Source organism: Kitasatospora sp. NPDC023385, from assembly GCF_055664045.1.
The window spans coordinates 31315-49204 of sequence record NZ_JBVOOL010000032.1 but is presented as its reverse complement, the minus strand read 5'-3'; the positions used below and the strand labels follow the sequence as shown (position 1 = coordinate 49204).

The following is a 17890-nucleotide window of genomic DNA, read 5'->3' as shown; positions in this document are numbered from 1 at the left end:
GCGTCCGGCGCTGACGCCTCCGACGGTGACGGGTCCGACCGTGACGGATCCGACGGTGACGGATCCGACCGTGGCGGCTCCGACGATGACGGCACGGCCCGCGGACTGCGTCTTCTGCGCCATCGTCCAGCGGCGCCAGCCCGCCGCCATCGTCCACGAGGACGAGCACACCCTCGCCTTCCTGGACATCACCGCGGTCATGGACGGGCACACCCTGGTGATCCCCAAGCGCCACGCCGCCGACCTCTGGGAGATCACCGCGGCGGACGCCGCCGCGGTGATGGCCACCGTCCACCGGCTGGCCGGGCGGATCCGCGACGTGCTCGCACCGGACGGTCTGACGCTGTTCCAGGCGAACCGGGCCGCGGGCTGGCAGGACGTGTTCCACCTGCACGTCCACCTGGTGCCGCGGACCGCCGGCGACCACCTCCATCGCCCCTGGACGGCCTCCCCGGTACCGCTGGAGCGGCTCGCGGCGACCCGGGCCCGCCTCTCCCTGCTGCCAGACGACCAGCCGGGCCGGGACCGGACGTGACGGCTCCCGCTTCCGCCGGATCCCCCGCTTCCGTCGGGTTCCCCGATTCCGTCGGGGAAGAGCGAAAGGCATTCATTGCGCACTGATCTCTCCCTCCTCCGGGAGCGCTCGTTCCTGCTGCTGTTCTCCGCCCGCTCCGTCTCCCTGCTCGGGGACGCGATCGCGCCGGTCGGACTGGCCTTCGCCGTCCTCGGCATGCCGGGCGGCTCGGGCACCACCCTCGGGATCGTCACCGCCGCCCGACTCGCCGCCCAGGTCGCGTTCCTGCTCTACGGCGGCGTGCTGGCCGACCGCCTGCCGCGGCACCGGGTCATGGTCTGGGCGGACCTGGTCGCGGGCGCGTCCCAGGGCGCGATCGCGGTGCTGGTGCTGACCGGGACCGCCTCCGTGGCGAGCCTGGTCGGCCTGTCGCTGGTCGGCGGCGCCGCCGGCGCGCTGTTCACCCCGGCGTCCCGGAGCGTCACGGTCCAGCTGGTGCCCACCGAGCGGATCCAGTCGGCCAACGCGCTGGTCCAGCTGTCGATGAACGCCGGCAGCATCGGCGGCGCGGCGCTCGCCGGTGTGCTGGTCGCGCTGTTCGGCGCCGGTTGGGCGCTGGTGGTGGACGCGGCGACCTTCCTGGTGTCCGCGGCACTGCTGGCCGGCGTCCGGCTGGCCGGCGCGGCGGACGGCAGGTCCGGCGGGGGGTCCGGGGAGCCTGCCGCCGAGGAGGGCATCCTCTCCCAACTCAGGCACGGATGGCTGGAGTTCACCGGTCGGACCTGGCTGTGGACCGCGGTGGCGCAACTCGCCCTGGTGAACGTGTGCATCGGCGGCGGCTTCGTCGTGCTGGGACCGGTCGTGGCCGAGGAGCGGCTCGGCGGCGCGTCCGCCTGGGCCGCGGTGCTCACCGCCCAGGCGGTGGGCTTCGTCGCGGGCAGCCTGCTGGCCATCCGCCTGCGGCCGAGGCGGCCGTTGCGGACGGCGGTGCTCTGCACCCTGGGGATCGTGCCCGCCCTGCTCAGCCTCGCCTGCGCCGCGCCGCTCGCCGTCACCGCCGGAGCGATGGCGTTCACCGGCCTGTGCATGAGCCTCAACGACGTCACCTTCCTCACGGCGCTGCAGAAGCACGTGCCGGAGGAGTCGATGTCCCGGGTGATGTCCTACGACGCCTTCGGCTCCTTCGTCTTCCTCCCGCTCGGCCTGGCGGTCGCCGCCCCGATCGCGGACCGCGTCGGCACCGGCACCGTCTTCCTGGGGGCGGCCTGCCTGATCGCCGCTACCGCGTGCGCCGTCCTCACCGTCCCGGGGGTGCGCGCCCTGCCGTACGAGCCGGCGGCCGCGACCGCCCCGGGCGGTCCCGGCGGTCCGGGACCAGCCCCGGCAGCCGTGCCGGGATCCATCCGAACAACCGAGGGGGAACGATGACCGACACCGTCGAGCAGCCGAGCGGACGGGGTTCCACGGCGATGCCGGAACCCGCCGGGCCGCCCCGCGACTCGCTCCGGGAGACCTTCGCCCGGATCTACGCCAGCGGGGCCTGGACCCTGACCGAGGACGACAGGGCCGAGGACGACGGGGCCGGGCGCGACGGGGCCGGGCGCGACGGGATCGGGCGCGACGGGATCGGGCGCGAAGGGACCGGGGACGGCGGGGAGTCCCGCTCCGGCCTGGGGTCGAACCTGACCCAGACCGCCGCGCTCCGTGCCGAACTGCCGTCCCTGCTCGCCGAGCTCGGGGTCCGGAGCCTGCTCGACGCGCCGTGCGGGGACTTCTTCTGGATGTCCCGGGTCGACCTCGGCGTCGACCGCTACATCGGTGCGGACATCGTCCCCGCAGTGATCGAGCGCAACCGGGCGCGCTTCGCCCGCGCCGACCGCGAGTTCCGGGTCCTCGACCTCACCCGTGACCCGCTGCCCGAGGTCGACCTGGTGTTCTCCCGCGACTGCCTGGTGCACCTCGGCGACGACGACGTGCACCGCGTGCTGGAGAACGTCCGCCGCAGCGGCTCGACCTACCTCGCGACGACCACCTTCACCGGGCGGGCCGGGAACGAGGCCGCCACCGAGGCGGGCGGCTGGCGCCCGCTCAACCTCCGGCAGGCGCCGTTCCTGCTGCCAGAGCCGTTCCGGGTGATCGACGAACAGTGCACCGAGGTCTACCTGACCGAGGAGAACGGCACCCGGGTCGAGCACCGGTTCGCCGACAAGTCGATCGGGGTGTGGCGGATCGCGGACCTCTAGGGTCCGCCCTCAGGCCCGTCCTCGGCACGTCCTCGCCGTCCTCGCCGTCCTCGGCCCGTCCTCGAACCCACGCCTCCCGGCCCCCCAACGAACGAAGGAGAAGTCTTGCCCCAGGACCAGCCCTCGGCCCTGCTCGTCGGTACGGACGCGTACGCGATCCGCGCCTGCCTCCGGAACGGGATCACCCCGTACGTGGTGCACGGCCCGCACCTGAACGACTGGGGCTACCTGAAGCTCCCCGACGGGGCGGTAGGGGTGTTCGCCGAGGATCCGAGCAGCATCGAGAGCATCCTCCTCGGTCTGCGCCGGACCGGAGTCGCCGACCGCCGGTTCCGGTTCCTCCAGACCTCGGACGAGGAGGCGCTGGTCACCAGCGCGGCGCTGGCCCAGGTCCTGGGCCTTCCGACGGCCGTGGAGGCCGACATCGCCCCGAACTTCCGGGACAAGTGGCTGCAGAAGCAGCTCGTCGCGGCGGCCGGCCTGGACGTCGGCGGCTCATGGGTCATCGAGGACATCCACCATCTGGACCCGTCCGCCGTTCCCGACTTCGACCGGGCCGTGCTCAAGCCCATCGCCGGAGCGGGCACCCGGAACACCTCGGTCGTCCGGGGCCGGGCCGAGCTGATCGCGACCTGCGCGGAGTACCGGCGCCGCGGCGTTCCGCAACGCACCTTCGTCCTGGAGGAGTTCACCCCGGGCGAGGAGTGGATGGCCGACGGCGTGGTGTTCGACGGGGAGCTCCGGTTCCTCAGCGTGGGCACCTATCTGGAGCCGTGCCTGACCGCCGTCGACGCCAACCGGGTGCTCCAGCTGGAACGCTTCGACCCGACCGAGGACGCGGCTGCCTTCGCCCTCGCGCGGCCGGTCGTGACGGCGGCACTCCGGGCCCTCGGCCTGCGGCGCGGCGTGTTCCACATGGAGCTCTTCCACCAGCCGGACACCGGACGGCTGCTGTTCGGCGAGTGCGGCGCCCGCACCGGCGGCGGGCTGATCTCGGAGTCGGTGGAGTTCAAGTTCGGCGTGGACCTGGGCGAGGCCGCCATCCGGTGCGCGGAGGGGATCGACCCCGGGATCGAGCCCGCCGTCCGCCCGGAGAGCGTCAGCACCATCTTCCTCGCCAATCGGCCCGGCGTCCTGGTCGGCTACCCCGCACCGGCGGAGATCCGCGCCCTGCCCGGGGTCGAGCACGTGCGGCTCGACCTCCCGTACGGCTTCCGGACGGGGGACGCGGTGGAGGACACCACCCAGGGCGTCGGACAGGTCATGCTGAGCGGGCGCACCCGCGAAGAGGTGCGTGACCGGCGCGAGTTCCTCACCCGGTGGTTCGACGAGCGCCTCGTGGTCGTGCCCGCCCACGCGACCTACCCGGAACTGCGGAGCTGGCAGCAGGCCAACTGGCCGGAGACCGCCTCGACCTTCCGCACCTACCCGGCCCCGGGGGCGTAGGCGCCGTCGATCAGGCTCGCCTACCAGGAGCCCGGGGCTTCCCGTCCGTCAGTCCTGGGGATCGGGCAGCGCGGGGTACGGGACGAAGGTGCTGCTGTCCTCGTCGACGGCCAGTGGGCGGCCGCGAGAGCGGCGGCGAAGGCCTTTCCCATCGTGTGCCCGAAACGGGATGCGCGGCCGGGCCAGGCAACCGGCCGCGCATCCCTTGCCTGCAGAGAAGGAGGTAACCGCCGCGCCGCCGGCGCCGACGCCGGTGGGGTCCTGCTCAGGCCACGATCGGACCTCCTCCGCCTCGTCGCCACCCGGGTGCCGTCATGGTCGGCCGGCCACGAAAAGGGCGGGCCCGGCGGCAAGGCCGCCGGGCCCGGTGTCGGGACGCGGACCAGGGTCAGCTGGTCTGGATCGCGGTGTCGTCGATCACGAAGCTGGTCTGGAGCGAGGAGTCCTCCACGCCGGTGAACTTGAGGGTGACGCTCTGCCCGGCGTAGGCCGACAGGTCGACCGTCTTCTGGGCGTAGCCGGTGTTCTTGTCGAGGTTGGAGTACGTGGCCACCGTGGTGCCGTTGGCGGTCACGGTGAGCTTGTCGTACTGGGCCGTGGTGGTGGTTTCGGCCGTGTCGATGTGCAGCCAGTAGCTCAGGGCGGCCTTGCAGCCCGCCGGGATGGTGACGGTCTGCGAGAGGCTGTCGGTGTGCGCGGAGCCGTAGCCGTTCAGCCACGCCTTCCAGGAGCCGCTGTGGGCCGGCTCGGACGCCGAGTTGTCGATGACGCCGCTGGTCGAGGTCCACGGCGCGGCGGAGCCGGTCTCGAAGCCGGGGTTGCCGAGCAGTTGTGCCGGGGTGCAGGAGCCGCCGGCGCCGGTGACCGTCCAGCCGAAGCTGGTGGAGCCGGTGGCGCCGGTGGTGTCCTTGGCGGTGGCGGTCACGCTGTAGCTGCCGGCGGTGGTGGCGGTGCCGGTGATCAGGCCGGTCGCGGAGTTGACGACCAGACCGGCCGGCAGGCCGGTGGCCGAGTAGGTGAGGCTCTGGCCGGAGGCCGAATCGCTGGCGTGGAGCTGCAGGCTGACCGAGGAGCCCTGCGCGGTGGTCTGGTCACCGGGGTTGGTGACCGTCACCGTGTTGCCCGTCGAGCCGCCGCCCACGATGGGGTGGGAGATGGCGCAGGAGTTGGTGTCGTTGGACCAGCTGGCCTGCTCGGCCCAGGTGCCGAAGCTGCCGAAGGTGATGTTGGCCGCGCCGCCCGCGGTGCCCGGGGACAGCCAGGCGCACTCGTCGGAGTTCTCCTGGCCGTTGTAGGAGCTGCCGGACACGTGGTTGGTCCAGCCGCCGGCCGGGTTCTGGTCGGACATCATCTCGTGCCACTCGTGGCCGAGCGTCATGGTCCAGCCGTCCAGTGTGCCGGGCGAGTTGACGAAGCCCACGCCGCAGCCGGCGCCCGAGTCGATGTTGTAGGGCTGGTTGCTGAACGCGATGTCGCCGTACGGGGAGTTGACCGCGCCGCCGGTCAGCGTGGTGTCACCGTTGTAGTCGTGCCACGCGCAGTACTGGTTCTGGTAGTTGTCCGGGTTGGTGCCGTGCGGCGACAGGACCACGTAGTAGGCGTCCCGGTTGGACGCCGCCGTGGTGTTGCCGAAGTGTGCGGCCGCGTTGACGGCTTCCTGGCCGAGCTGGTGCCCGGTGGCCGCGCTCGGTGACGCCGCCGCGTTGTCGTACCACACGCCGGCGAGCACCCCGCCGCTCTGGTACGGGACGAAGTTCGCGTTCGAGGGGCAACTGGTGGCTCCGGTGGCCACGTTCGGCCCGTCGCACCACTGCGTCAGGTCCGCGGACCACAGCTCGTTGCCGGTGCCGATGCCCTTGAACATCTGCTGCGCCGCGCCCGCCGCCCCGGCCGAGTCGCCCGAGAACTTGGCATTGCCGTTGCCGTCCGTGGTCTGCGTGCCCCACTGGTTGCCGTAGAAGACCAGGTAGACCTTGGAGTGCCCGCTCTGGACACCGATCCCGTCGATCCCGCCGCCGTAGGAGAGGGTCTGCGGTCCGGTGGCTGCGCCGGCGGTGGACTCCTGGTGGCTGGAGGCCCACTGCTTCATCTTGTCGTTCTGAGCGATGGTGGGCATGGCGCCGTGCCGGTAGGGGTGCTGGTAGGCCGGGCTGTACGGGTTGGTCACGGAGCTGTTCGGCGACGACGCCGGCTCGTCCGCCGCCTGGGCGGCGGCACCGGTGGTGGTCAACGCGGCGGTGACGAGGGACAGCGACGCGACGGCGGCCAGGGCCACTCGTCTGGTCGCACGGATGCGGGGAATGCCCATGTGTGGGGGGATCCTCTCTCCTGCCGTCTCCGGTGCCGGTCGGCTCGGATGACGGCTCGTGGCAGGGCGGTTGCCGGCGAGGACACGGGCGCGAGGCGTAACGGTGGAGTGGCCCGTGCTTACCGGCAGTGCCGTGGGGGCTGACGGACGTCGGCCGACGCCGTGTCAGCGGCAGAGCTGCGGAGCGGTGGTGGAGCAGCGGAAACCAGTGCCCGGTGGCCGGCCTGCGGAGGCTCCGGCGGGGCGTGAACGGAAGAAAAGCAGCGGTGACAGGCCTCAGTCAACGGATAACGCAAAAGAAGGATGCGCGCGCCGCCGAAACCTCTTGGAAGGAAAGAACCTGACGAGGAATCAGCAACGGAATGCTTTCACCAGCCATCATTTCGGGATCTCCGGAATAGCGCGCAGCCCGGGTCACCGGCTCGACGTGATCGACAACGCCCGGTTCGCAGCGTCGCCAACCAGCGCCCCGGCCGGCCCGCCTGGACCACACGGCGACCATCAGCCGACCGAACATCAAAAAGGCCGCCTCCACTGTTCGGTGAAAGCGGCCTACGACCTGCGGAAATGCTGGTCGGGACGACAGGATTCGAATCTGCGCCCCTCGACCCCGGCCGGACGGACAGCGCTCCTAGCGCGGAGTGGGGTCGTCGGTCTTGAACGGGCCACCGTGGCCGGGCACGATCAGGTCCGCCGCGGCCAGCACCCGCAGTCGGGCGGCGCGCAGTACCTCGCGGTCCGGGGCCACCGGGTCGTCCGCCGGGCCGTTCGCGTGCCACCACAGGTCGCCGGCGAAGGCCACCACGCCCGAGTCGGTGCCCGCCAGCAGCGTGATGTCCTCGGGGCTGTGGCCGGGGGTGCGGATCAGCCGTAGCGACGGGGTGAGTTCGTAGCCCTCCGCGTCCGCGGGGGCCGCCATGCTGCTCGCCCTGGAGCGGCGCCTGCCGGCCGAGGCGGTGTACACGACGACGGCCGCGGCCGTGCCGCCCGAACCCCGCGACGCCGCCGAGTCGAGAACACTGATCCGGGGCCGCGCCGGCTAGTGTCCCGGCGTTCTGCGGTCCGGCCTGGTCGGACTCGGGACAGCGAGGTCCGCCAGGTCGGCCAGGTCAGGCCGGTCAGCGAGGTCAGCCCGCTCATCACAAAACAGGAACGGCGCATCCGCACCGCGCTGTTGAGCGCACCATGGACCGGAGGGGGGGGCACCACCGTTGGACCGATGACATCGTCAGCCACGCTCACTGAAGGAGGGGACAGCACCACATGACCGACGCGGTCCGGGCAAGCGGCGCCGATCGGGGGCCCGCCGGTCTCAGCGGCCGGCAGCACGAACGGGAGGTGCTCGACGGGCTCTTGAGGGGAGCCCGGGAGAGCCGGGGCGGCGCCATGGTGCTCCTCGGTGAGGCGGGGTCGGGCAAGACGGCACTGCTCGACCGGTGCGCCTCCGCGGCGGCAGCCGGAGCCCGGCTGTTGCGGTGTACGGGTGTCCAGTCGGAGGCCTCGCTGCCGTACGCCGGTCTGCAGGTGCTCCTCCGGGGCACCCTGGACCTGGTCAGCAGCCTGCCGGAGCGGCAGTTGACGGCGCTGCGCGGGGCGATCACACCGGACGACGTGCCCGCCGGGGACCGCTTCCTGGTCGGGGCCGCGACGCTGGGCCTGCTCGACGAACTCGCCGAGGAACGTCCGGTCGTGGTCCTGGTGGACGACGCGCACTGGCTGGACCTGGAGACCGTGGACGCCCTGCTGTTCGCGGCCCGCCGGCTCGGCAGGGGGCGGGTGGCCATGGTGGTCGCAGCGCACGAGGATGCGGCGGCCTTCGACGGCGCGCCGGGCGCCGAACTGGAGCGCAGCGCCGAGCTGTTCCGCTCGCGGGGCGGCCGGGCGGCGGTCGCCGCCGCCTATCGGCGGGCCGCACGGCTGACCGGGGACCAGGAGGCCCGGTCGCTGCGGCTGGCCGCCGCGGCCGCCGCCGCAGCCGAGGCAGGACAGGCGGAACTCGCGGGGATGCTCGCCGACGAGGCGGGGCCGGTGAGCAGTCCGCCGGCGGTCGCCCGGCTTGCCAGCGTCCGGGCGGCGCTCGAACACGAGCAGGGCCGCGCGGAGTCGGCACGGCTGCTGCTCGTCGAGGCGACCTCCGAGGTGACGGCGGACCGTCCCGCCATGGGGGCGTGGCTGCTGTTCGAATCCGCCGCGATGGCCTGGGAGGCGCCGGACCCGGTCGCGGCGGCCCGGGACACCCGCGCGCGGGTGGCCGGTCTGGACTTCGGTGAGCATCCCGTGCACCGGGGTGCGGCCGGGGTTCTCGACATGCTGGCGGGTGATCTGGTGGACGGGGCGGCGGCGGTACGGGAGTTCGCCCAGTACGTCCTGCGGACCCGGCATGGGCGCAGCCTGACCGATCAGGTGCGGCTGCACGGCTGGGACGTGCTGCTCGGCGAGTACCGCGCGGTGCACGACGAGGCCGTGGCCCTGGAGCGGGAGTGCCGGGTGGAGGGTGCCGTCGGGGTGCTGCCGCGGGTGCTGCTGCGGCTGGCGCGGCTGCGGCTGTTCCTGGGGCGGCACCGGGACGCGTACACGACGGCGGTCGAGGGTCTGGAGATCGCCCGCGACACCGGTCAGCGCCATCTCGCCACGATGTTCAGCGGCGTCCTGGCGGTGCTGGCCGCGGTCGACGGGAAGGAGCCGGGCATCACGGAGGGGCCGGGCGTCACGGAGGGGCCGGAAGGAACTGACGGCCCGGGGGGCGGGCACCTGTTCGGCCGCGGCTCCGAGGTCACCGCGCCGGCACTCGATCTATTGACTATTCGTCATCCCCCGGTACGGGCCTGCAGGGAGTCGTGGGAGTGGCTGCGAGAACCAGGCCCACCCACTCCACGCACTCGCCGAGTTCGAGTCCTTCCAGAACCAGCATCGGCCCCACTGGGCCCTGCACAACGCCGCGCCGCCGCGGCCACTCCCCGAACCGATCCCCAAGCCGGACCGGCTCGACCACCTTCACATCCGGCGCGTCGGTCAGTCCGTGAGTCAGACCCTGCGGAGAAGCCACCACTGTCAGTCCTGGACCTTGACTTCGACGGCCCCGCGGATCTCCAGGGTGCGCTGGGCCAGATCCTCCGGGCGGCTGTCGCCCTTCCCGTCGATGACGCCACCGACCGTTGTTCCGTCCGCCCAGATGCAGATGGTCCGGGACGCGGTCGGACCGGCCAGGACCGCACAGTCGAGCGCGCCGCCCAGCGGGCCTGCCGGGTAGTCCTGGCGGCCTTTCAGGGTCTCACCGGTCTCGCTGGACACGTCGGCCCCCCAGACCGCACCGAACTGCCGGTCCAACTCCTCCCGGGCGTCGGGGAAGCTCCCGGTCATCCCGGCCACCAGCAGTGTGCTCCGGCCCGACCCGGCAAGCCCGTAGCCCGCCACCGACACGTCCCGGTACGGGCTCAACGCAGTCAGGTTCTTCTGGAGGCGGCCGCGTTCGGCCGCGACCACCCCGTCGTCCGGCATCCGCTCCTGGTCGCCGATCCGGTCCGCCAGGACGATCCGGTGCGCGAGCGGGGCTCCCGCGCCGGTCACGGTGGCCACGGTCAGCGCAGTGAACAGGGAGACGACCACTGCACCCGCGATCCAGGCCTTGCGGGGCACCCTGCGGTACCAGGGCAGCGGGGCCGTCGGCTCCAGGGTACTGGCCCAGATCGCTTGGAGGCCGCTGGGCTTCTCGGACGGCTGCTCGGTCTCTATATCCGCCATGTCACCTCATTCATATGGAAGGTCCAAAGTATTGCCGGATAGTACGCCAGCGCTGCGGCTTGGCCGAGGCCTCCCTCCTCCACCACGCCGCCGAGGTCCAGCCGGCCCGGGTGGGGCCCGGTCAGTTCCGTGACGTCCCATGGCCCGGAGGAGATCCCACGCTCGGCGGCTCCCCGCCCGGGCTCCGCCCTGTCGGCGCCGCCGGGGCACATCGGGTACGGGAATCCCGCCCGGTGCGCTGCGAACCGCTCGGCCTCGGTAATGATGCCGATCAGCTCCGCGTCCGACAGCTTCAGGTCGTCGGCGATGTCCTCGAACAGGTGGAGCTCATACGTGACGATCTCCCTATGCGAGAGCTTCGCTGCGGCTCCCGCCTCGCCGGCGGCCCGAAGGATGACGGAATTCGCCTTGTAAGCCGCATACTTGACGGACTTGCCGGTGGGATTGACGCTCCACGGGCGTTTCCTGGCGGCCGACTTGAGGATCCGCCAGCGACGCGCAGGCCGTCCGAACCTTCGTTCCACTATCCGGCGGAAAGCCTCCTCCAGGAAGTCCTGCCCGGTTTCGCGCTCCTTCGTGTCCTGCAGAGCCTCGGAGGACCAGCGCCGGTAGCCCTCATCATCCCGTCGGGTGAAGGTGTACAGCATCCGCCCGTTGGCGGTCCGTGGACCCGACCCCATCATCGTCCTCCGCTTCTCAATCGTCCGATCCAGCCCCGGACTACGGGTTGCCAGAGGCGTCGAAGTGGTCGAGGGCCTGGGAGCTGGTCGCTTCACCGGTGGTGCCGGCCTGCTTGAACGGCCTGCCGTCGTAGATCGTCGGGTCGCGGACAGCGAGTTGGCCGCGGTCGCCGAGCCGAAGCAGGAGCCCTGGAAGGACGGCCTGTTCCGCCGCCAGGCCCAGCATCATGGGGTTGTCGCTGGCCGCGTTGCGCCCCTCGGCCACCCGAAGGGCGACCCCGACCGGACGGCGTCCAAGGACCCTGTCTCCGCAGGTCCACCACCGACGCCGATATCGACCGCCTGATCCGCCACACCTACAAGGTGCTTCTGACGCGAGGAATGATCGGCACGGTGGTGTACTCGACGGACCCGGAGACGCGCGCCAAACTGCGGGAGCTGGTCACCGGGCAGCAGGCAGGACGGATCGCGGTGGAGCAGAGCCGCCACGGCCGATGACAACTCACTGACTCCAGGCGAGGCACACGGGTGTCGTCCGGTCTGCACGGTCGGGAACGAACCGCCCGAAATGGAGTCGGACGGCGCACGGTCGCTGATAAGTCAGCGACCGTGCGCCGCCGTCAGCCCGTATACGCCGGGACCAGGGGCTCCCGAGCCCCACCCCGGAAGACCTGTTCGGCGTGCCACTGCCGGTGCCGGCCCGCGACCGGAGGAACCCCTGCCTGTGGGCCGATGACCGGCCGTCCGGCCAAGGCGAGCACATGCTGCCTGCTGGCCTCGCTACGCCCGACGAAGCGCTGCGAAACGAGTATCCGGCGCCCCTCCCCCAGGCCCAGGACGCCCTTGTCGAACAGCTTGTGGTGCAGCGAGCACAGGCACAGGCCGTTGTCGACCTCATCCGGCCCGTCGTACGACCACCAGCGCACGTGCGCCGCCTCCAGGCCGACCGTGCTCGCGCCCAGCATGCCGTCGTAGCCGCAGAAGGCGCATTGGAACTCATAGGCGGTCAGGACGAGTTCACGCATGCGCCGGTCCCGCTGCCGTCGCGCCGCTCGCTCCCGCCCGCCCGGGCCGCTTCCGGTCACGCCCTCGGTCCCGACCAGGTCCAGGTCGAGGCCGACGGCTTCGCACAGGTCGGCGTGCAGTGACGGCGGGAAGTGGAAGTCCAGGAGCACCCGAGCCAGCCGCCCCAGCAGCGCCGGCTCCCTCCGCAGCGCCGTCCGCAACTCGGGCGCGAGCCTTCCGGTCGCGCCGCTGGCACGGAGGACCCGCACCCCGCTTCCAGGGCTCCCAGGCCCTTGGTCGGTCCTGACCTCCCACACGCCGTCACTGACCAGATGGTGGAACGGGTACGCAGGGGTCGTCGGATGGGACGGCCCGTACTCCTCGAGCAGCCGCTTCAGCTCCTCCTCGACGGCGCTGTACCTCAGTTCACCGTCGGCATCGCGCTGGAAGCTGCCCAGCGCGTACAGCAGCAACAGCGGTTTGTGCGGCGCCCGAACATCGTTGTTCGTCCACCGTCTCAGCTTCGCCACCCGCTCCAGCCAGTCCATGACCGCACAGCGTATTCCGGGACACCGACACCGCCGCAGCCTCAATCCTCCACGCAGAAGATCGGCTTGCCGTCGCCGTCGTACACAGGGTGGTCCCAAGTTCTCCCCGAAGATCCGCAGCCTCACCAGGCAGTACTACCTGCTCCGTGCACCCTGAGATCCCCCAGTGCGCCCTTGATCCACCGCGCCGATGAGCGGACTGTCAGACCCTGAGTTGGTCATAGGACGATCGATCGGGGGATTCTCATGTCGGACGCACACTCCGCCAGTCCGTGGGCACGTACGGTCTTCGGCTCCCTCGCCGCCGAGGTCACAGCAATCGTGCCCGCATGCCTTGTCCGGGCCCACGAACGCGCTCAAGGCGGCCACGAAGGCGTCCACACGCAGACGCTCGAAGCGTACGGACACGGGCTCTACGCTGCCCAGTACGAGGAACTGTCGGTCGGCCTCTCTCAGCTCCCCGGCGTTGAGCTGGTGCGTCTCCAGGCGCGGACCGTCGCCGTGGTCGCCGGACATGTCGTCTACCCCTACCGGTACGCGAAGAAGGACGTGCCCGTGACTGCCGCCAGGCTCCGCAGCGCGTCAGGGCTTCGCGCTGACCTCATCCGCAGGCACGGCCCCGACCCACGTCAGGGAGAACTGGATCTCGGCATCGAACTGCCGGATGACGACGAGCCTCATGCCGATCTCGCACGCCTCTCGCCGGACACCAAGCTTGTTCTCGTCGCCTACGCCTGCTCACTGGCTGAAGGCGTGGTCCGCCTGGAATGGGGATCTGCGGAGCTTCGCCGCGAAGATCGATCACTGATCTGGCACCGCCATGAGCCCCTGCCTATCCCGCGGCAGCGCTGACGCGAGAGGCTCTGGCAGACGAGCGCTCGCGGGTTCGAACTCACCCGAAGTCGATCTGCTGCGAGAAGCGTTCGGCCGTACACCTCAGCACGCCTAGCTGTACTGACCACGGAGGGCGCTGCGCTTGTCGCACGCCTATCGCCGGCCGCAGGCTCAAGGCCCTGCTCGCCTAGCACCTGAGCATCGACGCCCTGATCGGGCCGCCCAAGGTCCCCCGGGCTGGCAGACCGACGACCCCCTGTAGGCGCGAACGCGGGGCCGCCGCCGCAGGTTGCAGCAGCCCTTCGGCCGACGACTGCGGTCCCCGGCTGGTCCCCAGCAAGATCGCAAGACGGCGGCGCCGCAGCCGCCCATCGCCTGTCGGACCATCAGCAAAAAGGCCGCTGACCTGGGATCTCTCCCGGCCAACGGCCTTCCGACACAATGTCGGGACGACAGGATTTGAACCTGCGACCCCTTGACCCCCAGCGGCCGAAAGGATGTGCGACCAGTGTTCATAAGTCGGAATGACGCAGGTCGGGGCCCATCTCGTCCACCCCGCATGATGCCTGATGTCAGCTCATGACGGTCCGTGAGAGGCGCGTGAGAGCCGTGACATCTCGTGACACCTCATCCGAACGCGTTCGTGCCCTCCACCGAGGCCAAGTGGTTCACCGCCGGCCCCGACCCTGACTTCCCGCCGTCGGCTCCCGCACCCGACGGCACCCCTGATCCGGCGGATAGCTGCGCGGACATCACCCCGGAATACGCCGCCGCGTGCCCGGATGAAGCCCGGCTCCTCGGCGGCCGAGCAACCGATGACCGGAGTCCTCTCAGGACGGGAGCCTCCTCACTGCACACGCCCGCCGCGTTCGCGGCGCTCATGCTCCAGCGACGGCCGCCGGCTGGGAGCGGAGGTCAGCTGTCGCTGCGGTAGTGGTCCATCGAGACCTTCACCGGGCCGTTGCCGGTCACGGAGACGACCCGCACGATCGCGATGGCGTGAGTGCTTCTCGATCGCACGCAGAAGGCTCGGCCGGCCGGCAGGTCACTGAAGTCGAGGGCCGTCGCCGGCTGCCGGTCGATGGCCGTCGAGCAATCGGCCGGGGTTGGCCGCCCGCTGGGGGTGATGGCGGCGTCGCTTCCCGTCGGGATCAGGAACTCGTTGGCGTTGTGCCCTACGGACCACTCGGTGGACTGCGCGGGGATCAACTTGCCGGTCTCGATGTCGAAGTCGTAGGAGTCGTCGGGTGCGGTCAGGATTGCATCGGTGTACGCCGCGGTGTACGTGGCCGGGCTCGCCGGGTCGGTCGGCCTCGGGCCGTCGGCCGCCGGTGCCGGCGTGTCCGGGCCGGTGTCACCGGCCGTCGGGCTGTCGCCGGCCAATCCCGTGGCTGCGAGGATCCGGTCGAGCTTGTGGGCCAGGAGCACGCCGCCGACCGTGCCACCGAGAGCCACCACCAACGCCGACAGCAGCAGTACCGTCTTCCAGGTCGCGCCCTTGCGGCACGGCTTGCCCACCGCGGGTATCGCGGGAGCGGCGACGGTCGGCAGTGGGGGCGGAAGCAGAGCGGTCGGCACCTCGGGCAGGGGCTGCGCAGCGCCGTAGGAGCCGGGCGGGGCCTGGGCGGCGACGACGTCGGGGGAGAACGCGGCGGCCAAGTCCTGCGGCAGGTCGGAGCGGCGGGTGATGTCGGTGCTGACCTGAGTGGGCAGCCAGTCGTCGGCGAAGCGCAGCCCGCCGCCCGCAGCGGGGTGGTTGCGGGCGGCCTCGATGATCTCTGCGGGGGTCGGCCGGTCCTCGGGCTGCTTGGCCAGGCAGCGCAGCAGCAGCGCGTGCAGGTCGCCCGGGACACGGCCGAGATCCGGCTGCTCGTTCACCACCCGGTACAGCACCGTGGTCTCCGGTCCCTCGCCGAACGGCTGGGTGCCGCCGGCGGTGTACGCCGCCAGAGAACCCAGCGCGAAGACGTCCGTCGCGGGCGTGACAGGCCTGCCCAGGGCCTGCTCGGGCGCCATGAAGGCGGGCGAACCGATCCGGAAACCGGTGCCGGTCAGCGCGACGGCGTCGGCCGCGCGGGCGATGCCGAAGTCGATCACGCGCGGACCGTCGGCCGCGAGCAGCACGTTGGCGGGCTTGAGATCCCGGTGCACGACTCCGGCGCCGTGGATCGCCTGCAGCGCCTCCGCGATCCCGCCCATCAGCAGCAGGACCGTGCGCACCGGTAGCGCGCCGTGTTCCCGGACCACCTGTTGCAGCGACGGGCCCGGAACGTACGCGGTGGCCAGCCACGGCACGTCGTCGTCCGCGCCGGAGTCGATCACCTGGGCGGTGTACAGCCCATGGATCCGCCGGGCGTTGGTGACCTCCTGGGCGAAGCGCCCCCGGAACTCCGTGTCCTGCGCGAACTCCGGCCGGACCGTCTTGAGGGCCACGGGCCGGCCACCGGGGGTGTAGGACAGGTAGACCCGCCCCATGCCGCCTGCCCCGAGCCGGGCGTGCAACCGGTAGCCGCCTACTTCGGCCGGATCGTCGGGCCGCAGGGGCTGGTAAAGCGTTGACGCGGGCAAGGAGTCCAGGGACATGTCGATGGGCATGTGGAAGGTCTCCAGTGGTGCGAGCCGTGAGCGGGGGCGAGGGTGGCGCGACGGGAGTGCCGGCAGTTCAGCAGGCCGTGCCGCTCGGGACCGGCTTGAGGTCGCTGAGGTAGGCGTCCACGGCGTCGTTGACGCAGGCGTTGCTGCGGCCGTAGGCGGTGTGGCCGGTCCCCTTGAAGGTGAGCAGCATACCGCCGGGCAGTTGGGCGGCGAGGCCCTGCGACCACTGGTAGGGCGTGGCCGGGTCGCCGGTGGTGCCGACGACCAGGGCCGGGGGCAGGCCCTTGGCGTTCACGCGGTGCGGCTGCTGGTGTCCTGCGGGCCAGTCCTTGCAGGTGAGTTCGGCGAGCACGGCGGAGGTGCCGAAGACTCCGGCCTCCTGGTTGGCGCGCTCCAGCAGGTCCCAGTAGGACTGCGGGTCCCTCGGGTGTGGCTGGTCGAGGCAGTTGACAGCGGTGATGGCGACGGAGGAGTTGTCGGGGGCCTGCTCCGGGGCGGTGTTCGGGTCGGATCCGGTGTCGGAGCTGTCACCCTGGGCGGACCGGACGTGCGTGGCGGATTTGCCGGATATACCGGGGCTGGCGATCTCGGCGAGTTTCGTCCCGTCGCCGCCCCGCGCGGCGCGCAGCGCCTCGGACAGGTCCTGCCACTGGGACTCGGGTGAGTACATCGACTTGGTGAGGGCGGCGAGCAGCATGTTCTGGTCGAGCCGCTCGGTGGTGCCCTTGATCCGCAGCGGGTGCTTGGCCGTCCGTCGGTGCAGGTCGGTGATCACCTTGTGGATGCCGTCCGGGGTGGTGGCGGGGCAGGCGTCGTGGACCACGGTGGCGCACTGCTGTGCGTAGTCGTCCACCGAGTTCCGGAAGGCCTTGCTCTGCTGGATGGCCTGCTCGGACCAGTCGAGTGAGGGGTCGACCGCGCCGTCGAGGACCAGTGCGCGGACCCGGTGCGGGAAGAGTTCGCCGTAGACGGTGCCGAGGTAGGTGCCGTAGGACCAGCCGAGGTAGCTGAGCTTCTCGTCGCCGAGGGCCGCGCGCAGCACGTCCATGTCCCGTGCGGCGTCCAGCGTCCCGACGTGCGGCAGGATGGCTCCGCTGCGGGCCTTGCAGGCGGCGACCTGCTTCTCGGCGTCCGCGAGCGCGGCGCTGCGTTCGGCACCGGTCTTCGGATACGCACTCGTCGAGGCGACATCGGATTCGGGCTGGTCCTGGTCGGCGGGGTCGGAGGGGCCGCAGTCGATGGCCGGCTTGCTGCCGGCCACGCCCCGCGGGTCGAAGCTGACGATGTCGAAGCGGGCGCGCGCCCGTTCGCTGAAGGAGGAGAGGCCGCCGGACTTCAGCTGTTCGACCCCGGATTCGCCCGGTCCGCCGGGGTTGAAGACCAGGGATCCGATGCGCTGGGCGGGGTCCGCCGTGACGGACCTGGCCAGCGGCAGGGTGAAGGTCTGGCCGGTCTCCGGGTGCGCGTAGTCCACCGGGACGGTCAACGTGGCGCACTGCAGCTCGCCGCACGTGGTCCAGGTCGGCTTCTGCCGGTAGAAGGTCTGCAGAGCGCTCTGCTGCGCGGAATCGGTCGGCGCCGTGTCGGCGCGCTCCGCAGCCGTGTCCCCGTACGCCGGGAGGCATCCGGCAAGTGCCGTGACGCCGAGTGCGGCCAGGGCCAGGATCAGGCCGGCACGCTTGCTCGTCGGGTGCTTCATGGGGGTGCTCCAGAGGGACTCGGCAGGGTTGTTGCGCGCGGCGCCCGCGGTGGTCAGCGGCACCGGTACCACCTCGGCGGCCGGGGCGGCTGGGCCGGGGGCTCCAGCCGCCGGGCCGGTGGCGGTCCCCGGGCGCGTGGGGGATCGCGCCCGGGGGTGTCTCACGGCGCCGCGTACCGGTCCGCCCACGTATCTCCCGGGCGAACGGCCGCGCTGCTCGGCTCCTGCCGGTTCGCTCCGCTGTGACCTCACAGATGATGGCCGAGCCAAGCTGAGG

At 71.6% G+C, this 17890-nt stretch carries 13 protein-coding genes and 2 pseudogenes; 8 read left to right on the top strand and 7 right to left on the bottom strand.

Annotation, left to right across the window (positions count from 1 at the left end; genetic code table 11):
• Window positions 1-55: 55 nt before the first annotated feature.
• The 4 genes from AC0B61_RS32040 to AC0B61_RS32025 all read left to right on the top strand — a co-directional run bounded on the left by AC0B61_RS32040 (window position 56) and on the right by AC0B61_RS32025 (window position 4203).
• A complete protein-coding gene (locus AC0B61_RS32040) occupies window positions 56-535 on the top strand; it encodes an HIT family protein (protein ID WP_471745194.1) in 480 nt (159 codons plus the stop codon).
• A gap of 75 nt (window positions 536-610) precedes the next feature.
• Entirely contained in the window at window positions 611-1942 is a 1332-nt protein-coding gene (locus AC0B61_RS32035) for an MFS transporter (protein WP_471745192.1), read from the top strand.
• Window positions 1939-2757, top strand: a complete 819-nt coding sequence (locus AC0B61_RS32030) for a class I SAM-dependent methyltransferase (protein ID WP_471745190.1) — start codon at window positions 1939-1941, stop codon at window positions 2755-2757. Before AC0B61_RS32035 ends, AC0B61_RS32030 begins: the two co-directional genes overlap by 4 nt.
• 105 nt (window positions 2758-2862) lie before the next feature.
• Window positions 2863-4203 carry a hypothetical protein gene (locus AC0B61_RS32025; protein WP_471745188.1) on the top strand — a complete coding sequence of 447 codons (1341 nt, stop codon included), beginning with the start codon at window positions 2863-2865 and terminating at the stop codon, window positions 4201-4203.
• A gap of 388 nt (window positions 4204-4591) precedes the next feature.
• Here AC0B61_RS32025 and AC0B61_RS32020 read toward each other — a convergent pair whose 3' ends face one another.
• Together AC0B61_RS32020 and AC0B61_RS32015 are read right to left on the bottom strand one after the other, a co-directional pair.
• Window positions 4592-6511: an Ig domain-containing protein gene (locus tag AC0B61_RS32020; RefSeq protein WP_471745186.1), complete on the bottom strand. Its 1920-nt coding sequence runs from the start codon at window positions 6509-6511 to the stop codon at window positions 4592-4594.
• Window positions 6512-7142: 631 nt separating this feature from the next.
• Window positions 7143-7415: pseudogene (locus tag AC0B61_RS32015) on the bottom strand (MBL fold metallo-hydrolase); the annotation flags it as partial.
• A 13-nt stretch (window positions 7416-7428) separates the two neighbouring features.
• Here AC0B61_RS32015 and AC0B61_RS32010 point away from each other — a divergent pair.
• Together AC0B61_RS32010 and AC0B61_RS32005 are read left to right on the top strand one after the other, a co-directional pair.
• The gene (locus AC0B61_RS32010) at window positions 7429-7554 is read left to right on the top strand and encodes a hypothetical protein (protein WP_471745184.1); all 126 of its coding nucleotides are present in this window, start codon (window positions 7429-7431) and stop codon (window positions 7552-7554) included.
• A 220-nt stretch (window positions 7555-7774) separates the two neighbouring features.
• Window positions 7775-10294, top strand: a complete 2520-nt coding sequence (locus tag AC0B61_RS32005) for an AAA family ATPase (protein ID WP_471745182.1) — start codon at window positions 7775-7777, stop codon at window positions 10292-10294.
• On the opposite strand, the gene AC0B61_RS32000 is transcribed toward AC0B61_RS32005, so the two are convergent.
• Together AC0B61_RS32000 and AC0B61_RS31995 are read right to left on the bottom strand one after the other, a co-directional pair.
• Complete coding sequence (locus AC0B61_RS32000) at window positions 10240-10899, bottom strand: hypothetical protein (protein ID WP_471745180.1); 660 nt, start codon at window positions 10897-10899, stop codon at window positions 10240-10242. The two genes, AC0B61_RS32005 and AC0B61_RS32000, sit on opposite strands and share 55 nt — an antisense overlap.
• 73 nt (window positions 10900-10972) lie before the next feature.
• A complete protein-coding gene (locus AC0B61_RS31995; RefSeq protein WP_471745229.1) occupies window positions 10973-11197 on the bottom strand; it encodes a hypothetical protein in 225 nt (74 codons plus the stop codon).
• 15 nt (window positions 11198-11212) lie between these two features.
• On the opposite strand from AC0B61_RS31995, the pseudogene AC0B61_RS31990 reads away from it, so the two are divergent.
• A pseudogene (locus tag AC0B61_RS31990) lies at window positions 11213-11430 on the top strand (DNA/RNA helicase domain-containing protein); the annotation flags it as partial.
• 122 nt (window positions 11431-11552) lie between these two features.
• On the opposite strand, the gene AC0B61_RS31985 reads toward AC0B61_RS31990, so the two are convergent.
• On the bottom strand, window positions 11553-12485 hold the full coding sequence (locus AC0B61_RS31985) for a phosphorothioated DNA-binding restriction endonuclease (RefSeq protein WP_471745179.1): 933 nt from the start codon (window positions 12483-12485) through the stop codon (window positions 11553-11555).
• A 246-nt stretch (window positions 12486-12731) separates the two neighbouring features.
• Between AC0B61_RS31985 and AC0B61_RS31980 the strand changes: the two genes are divergently transcribed.
• Window positions 12732-13337 (top strand): hypothetical protein, encoded by a 606-nt coding sequence (locus tag AC0B61_RS31980; RefSeq protein ID WP_471745177.1) that lies wholly within the window; start codon window positions 12732-12734, stop codon window positions 13335-13337.
• Window positions 13338-14234: 897 nt separating this feature from the next.
• Here the strand turns inward: AC0B61_RS31980 and AC0B61_RS31975 are convergent.
• Window positions 14235-15914: a serine/threonine-protein kinase gene (locus AC0B61_RS31975; RefSeq protein ID WP_471745175.1), complete on the bottom strand. Its 1680-nt coding sequence runs from the start codon at window positions 15912-15914 to the stop codon at window positions 14235-14237.
• A 67-nt stretch (window positions 15915-15981) separates the two neighbouring features.
• Window positions 15982-17676 carry an alpha/beta hydrolase gene (locus AC0B61_RS31970; RefSeq protein WP_471745173.1) on the bottom strand — a complete coding sequence of 565 codons (1695 nt, stop codon included), beginning with the start codon at window positions 17674-17676 and terminating at the stop codon, window positions 15982-15984.
• Window positions 17677-17890: the final 214 nt, after the last annotated feature.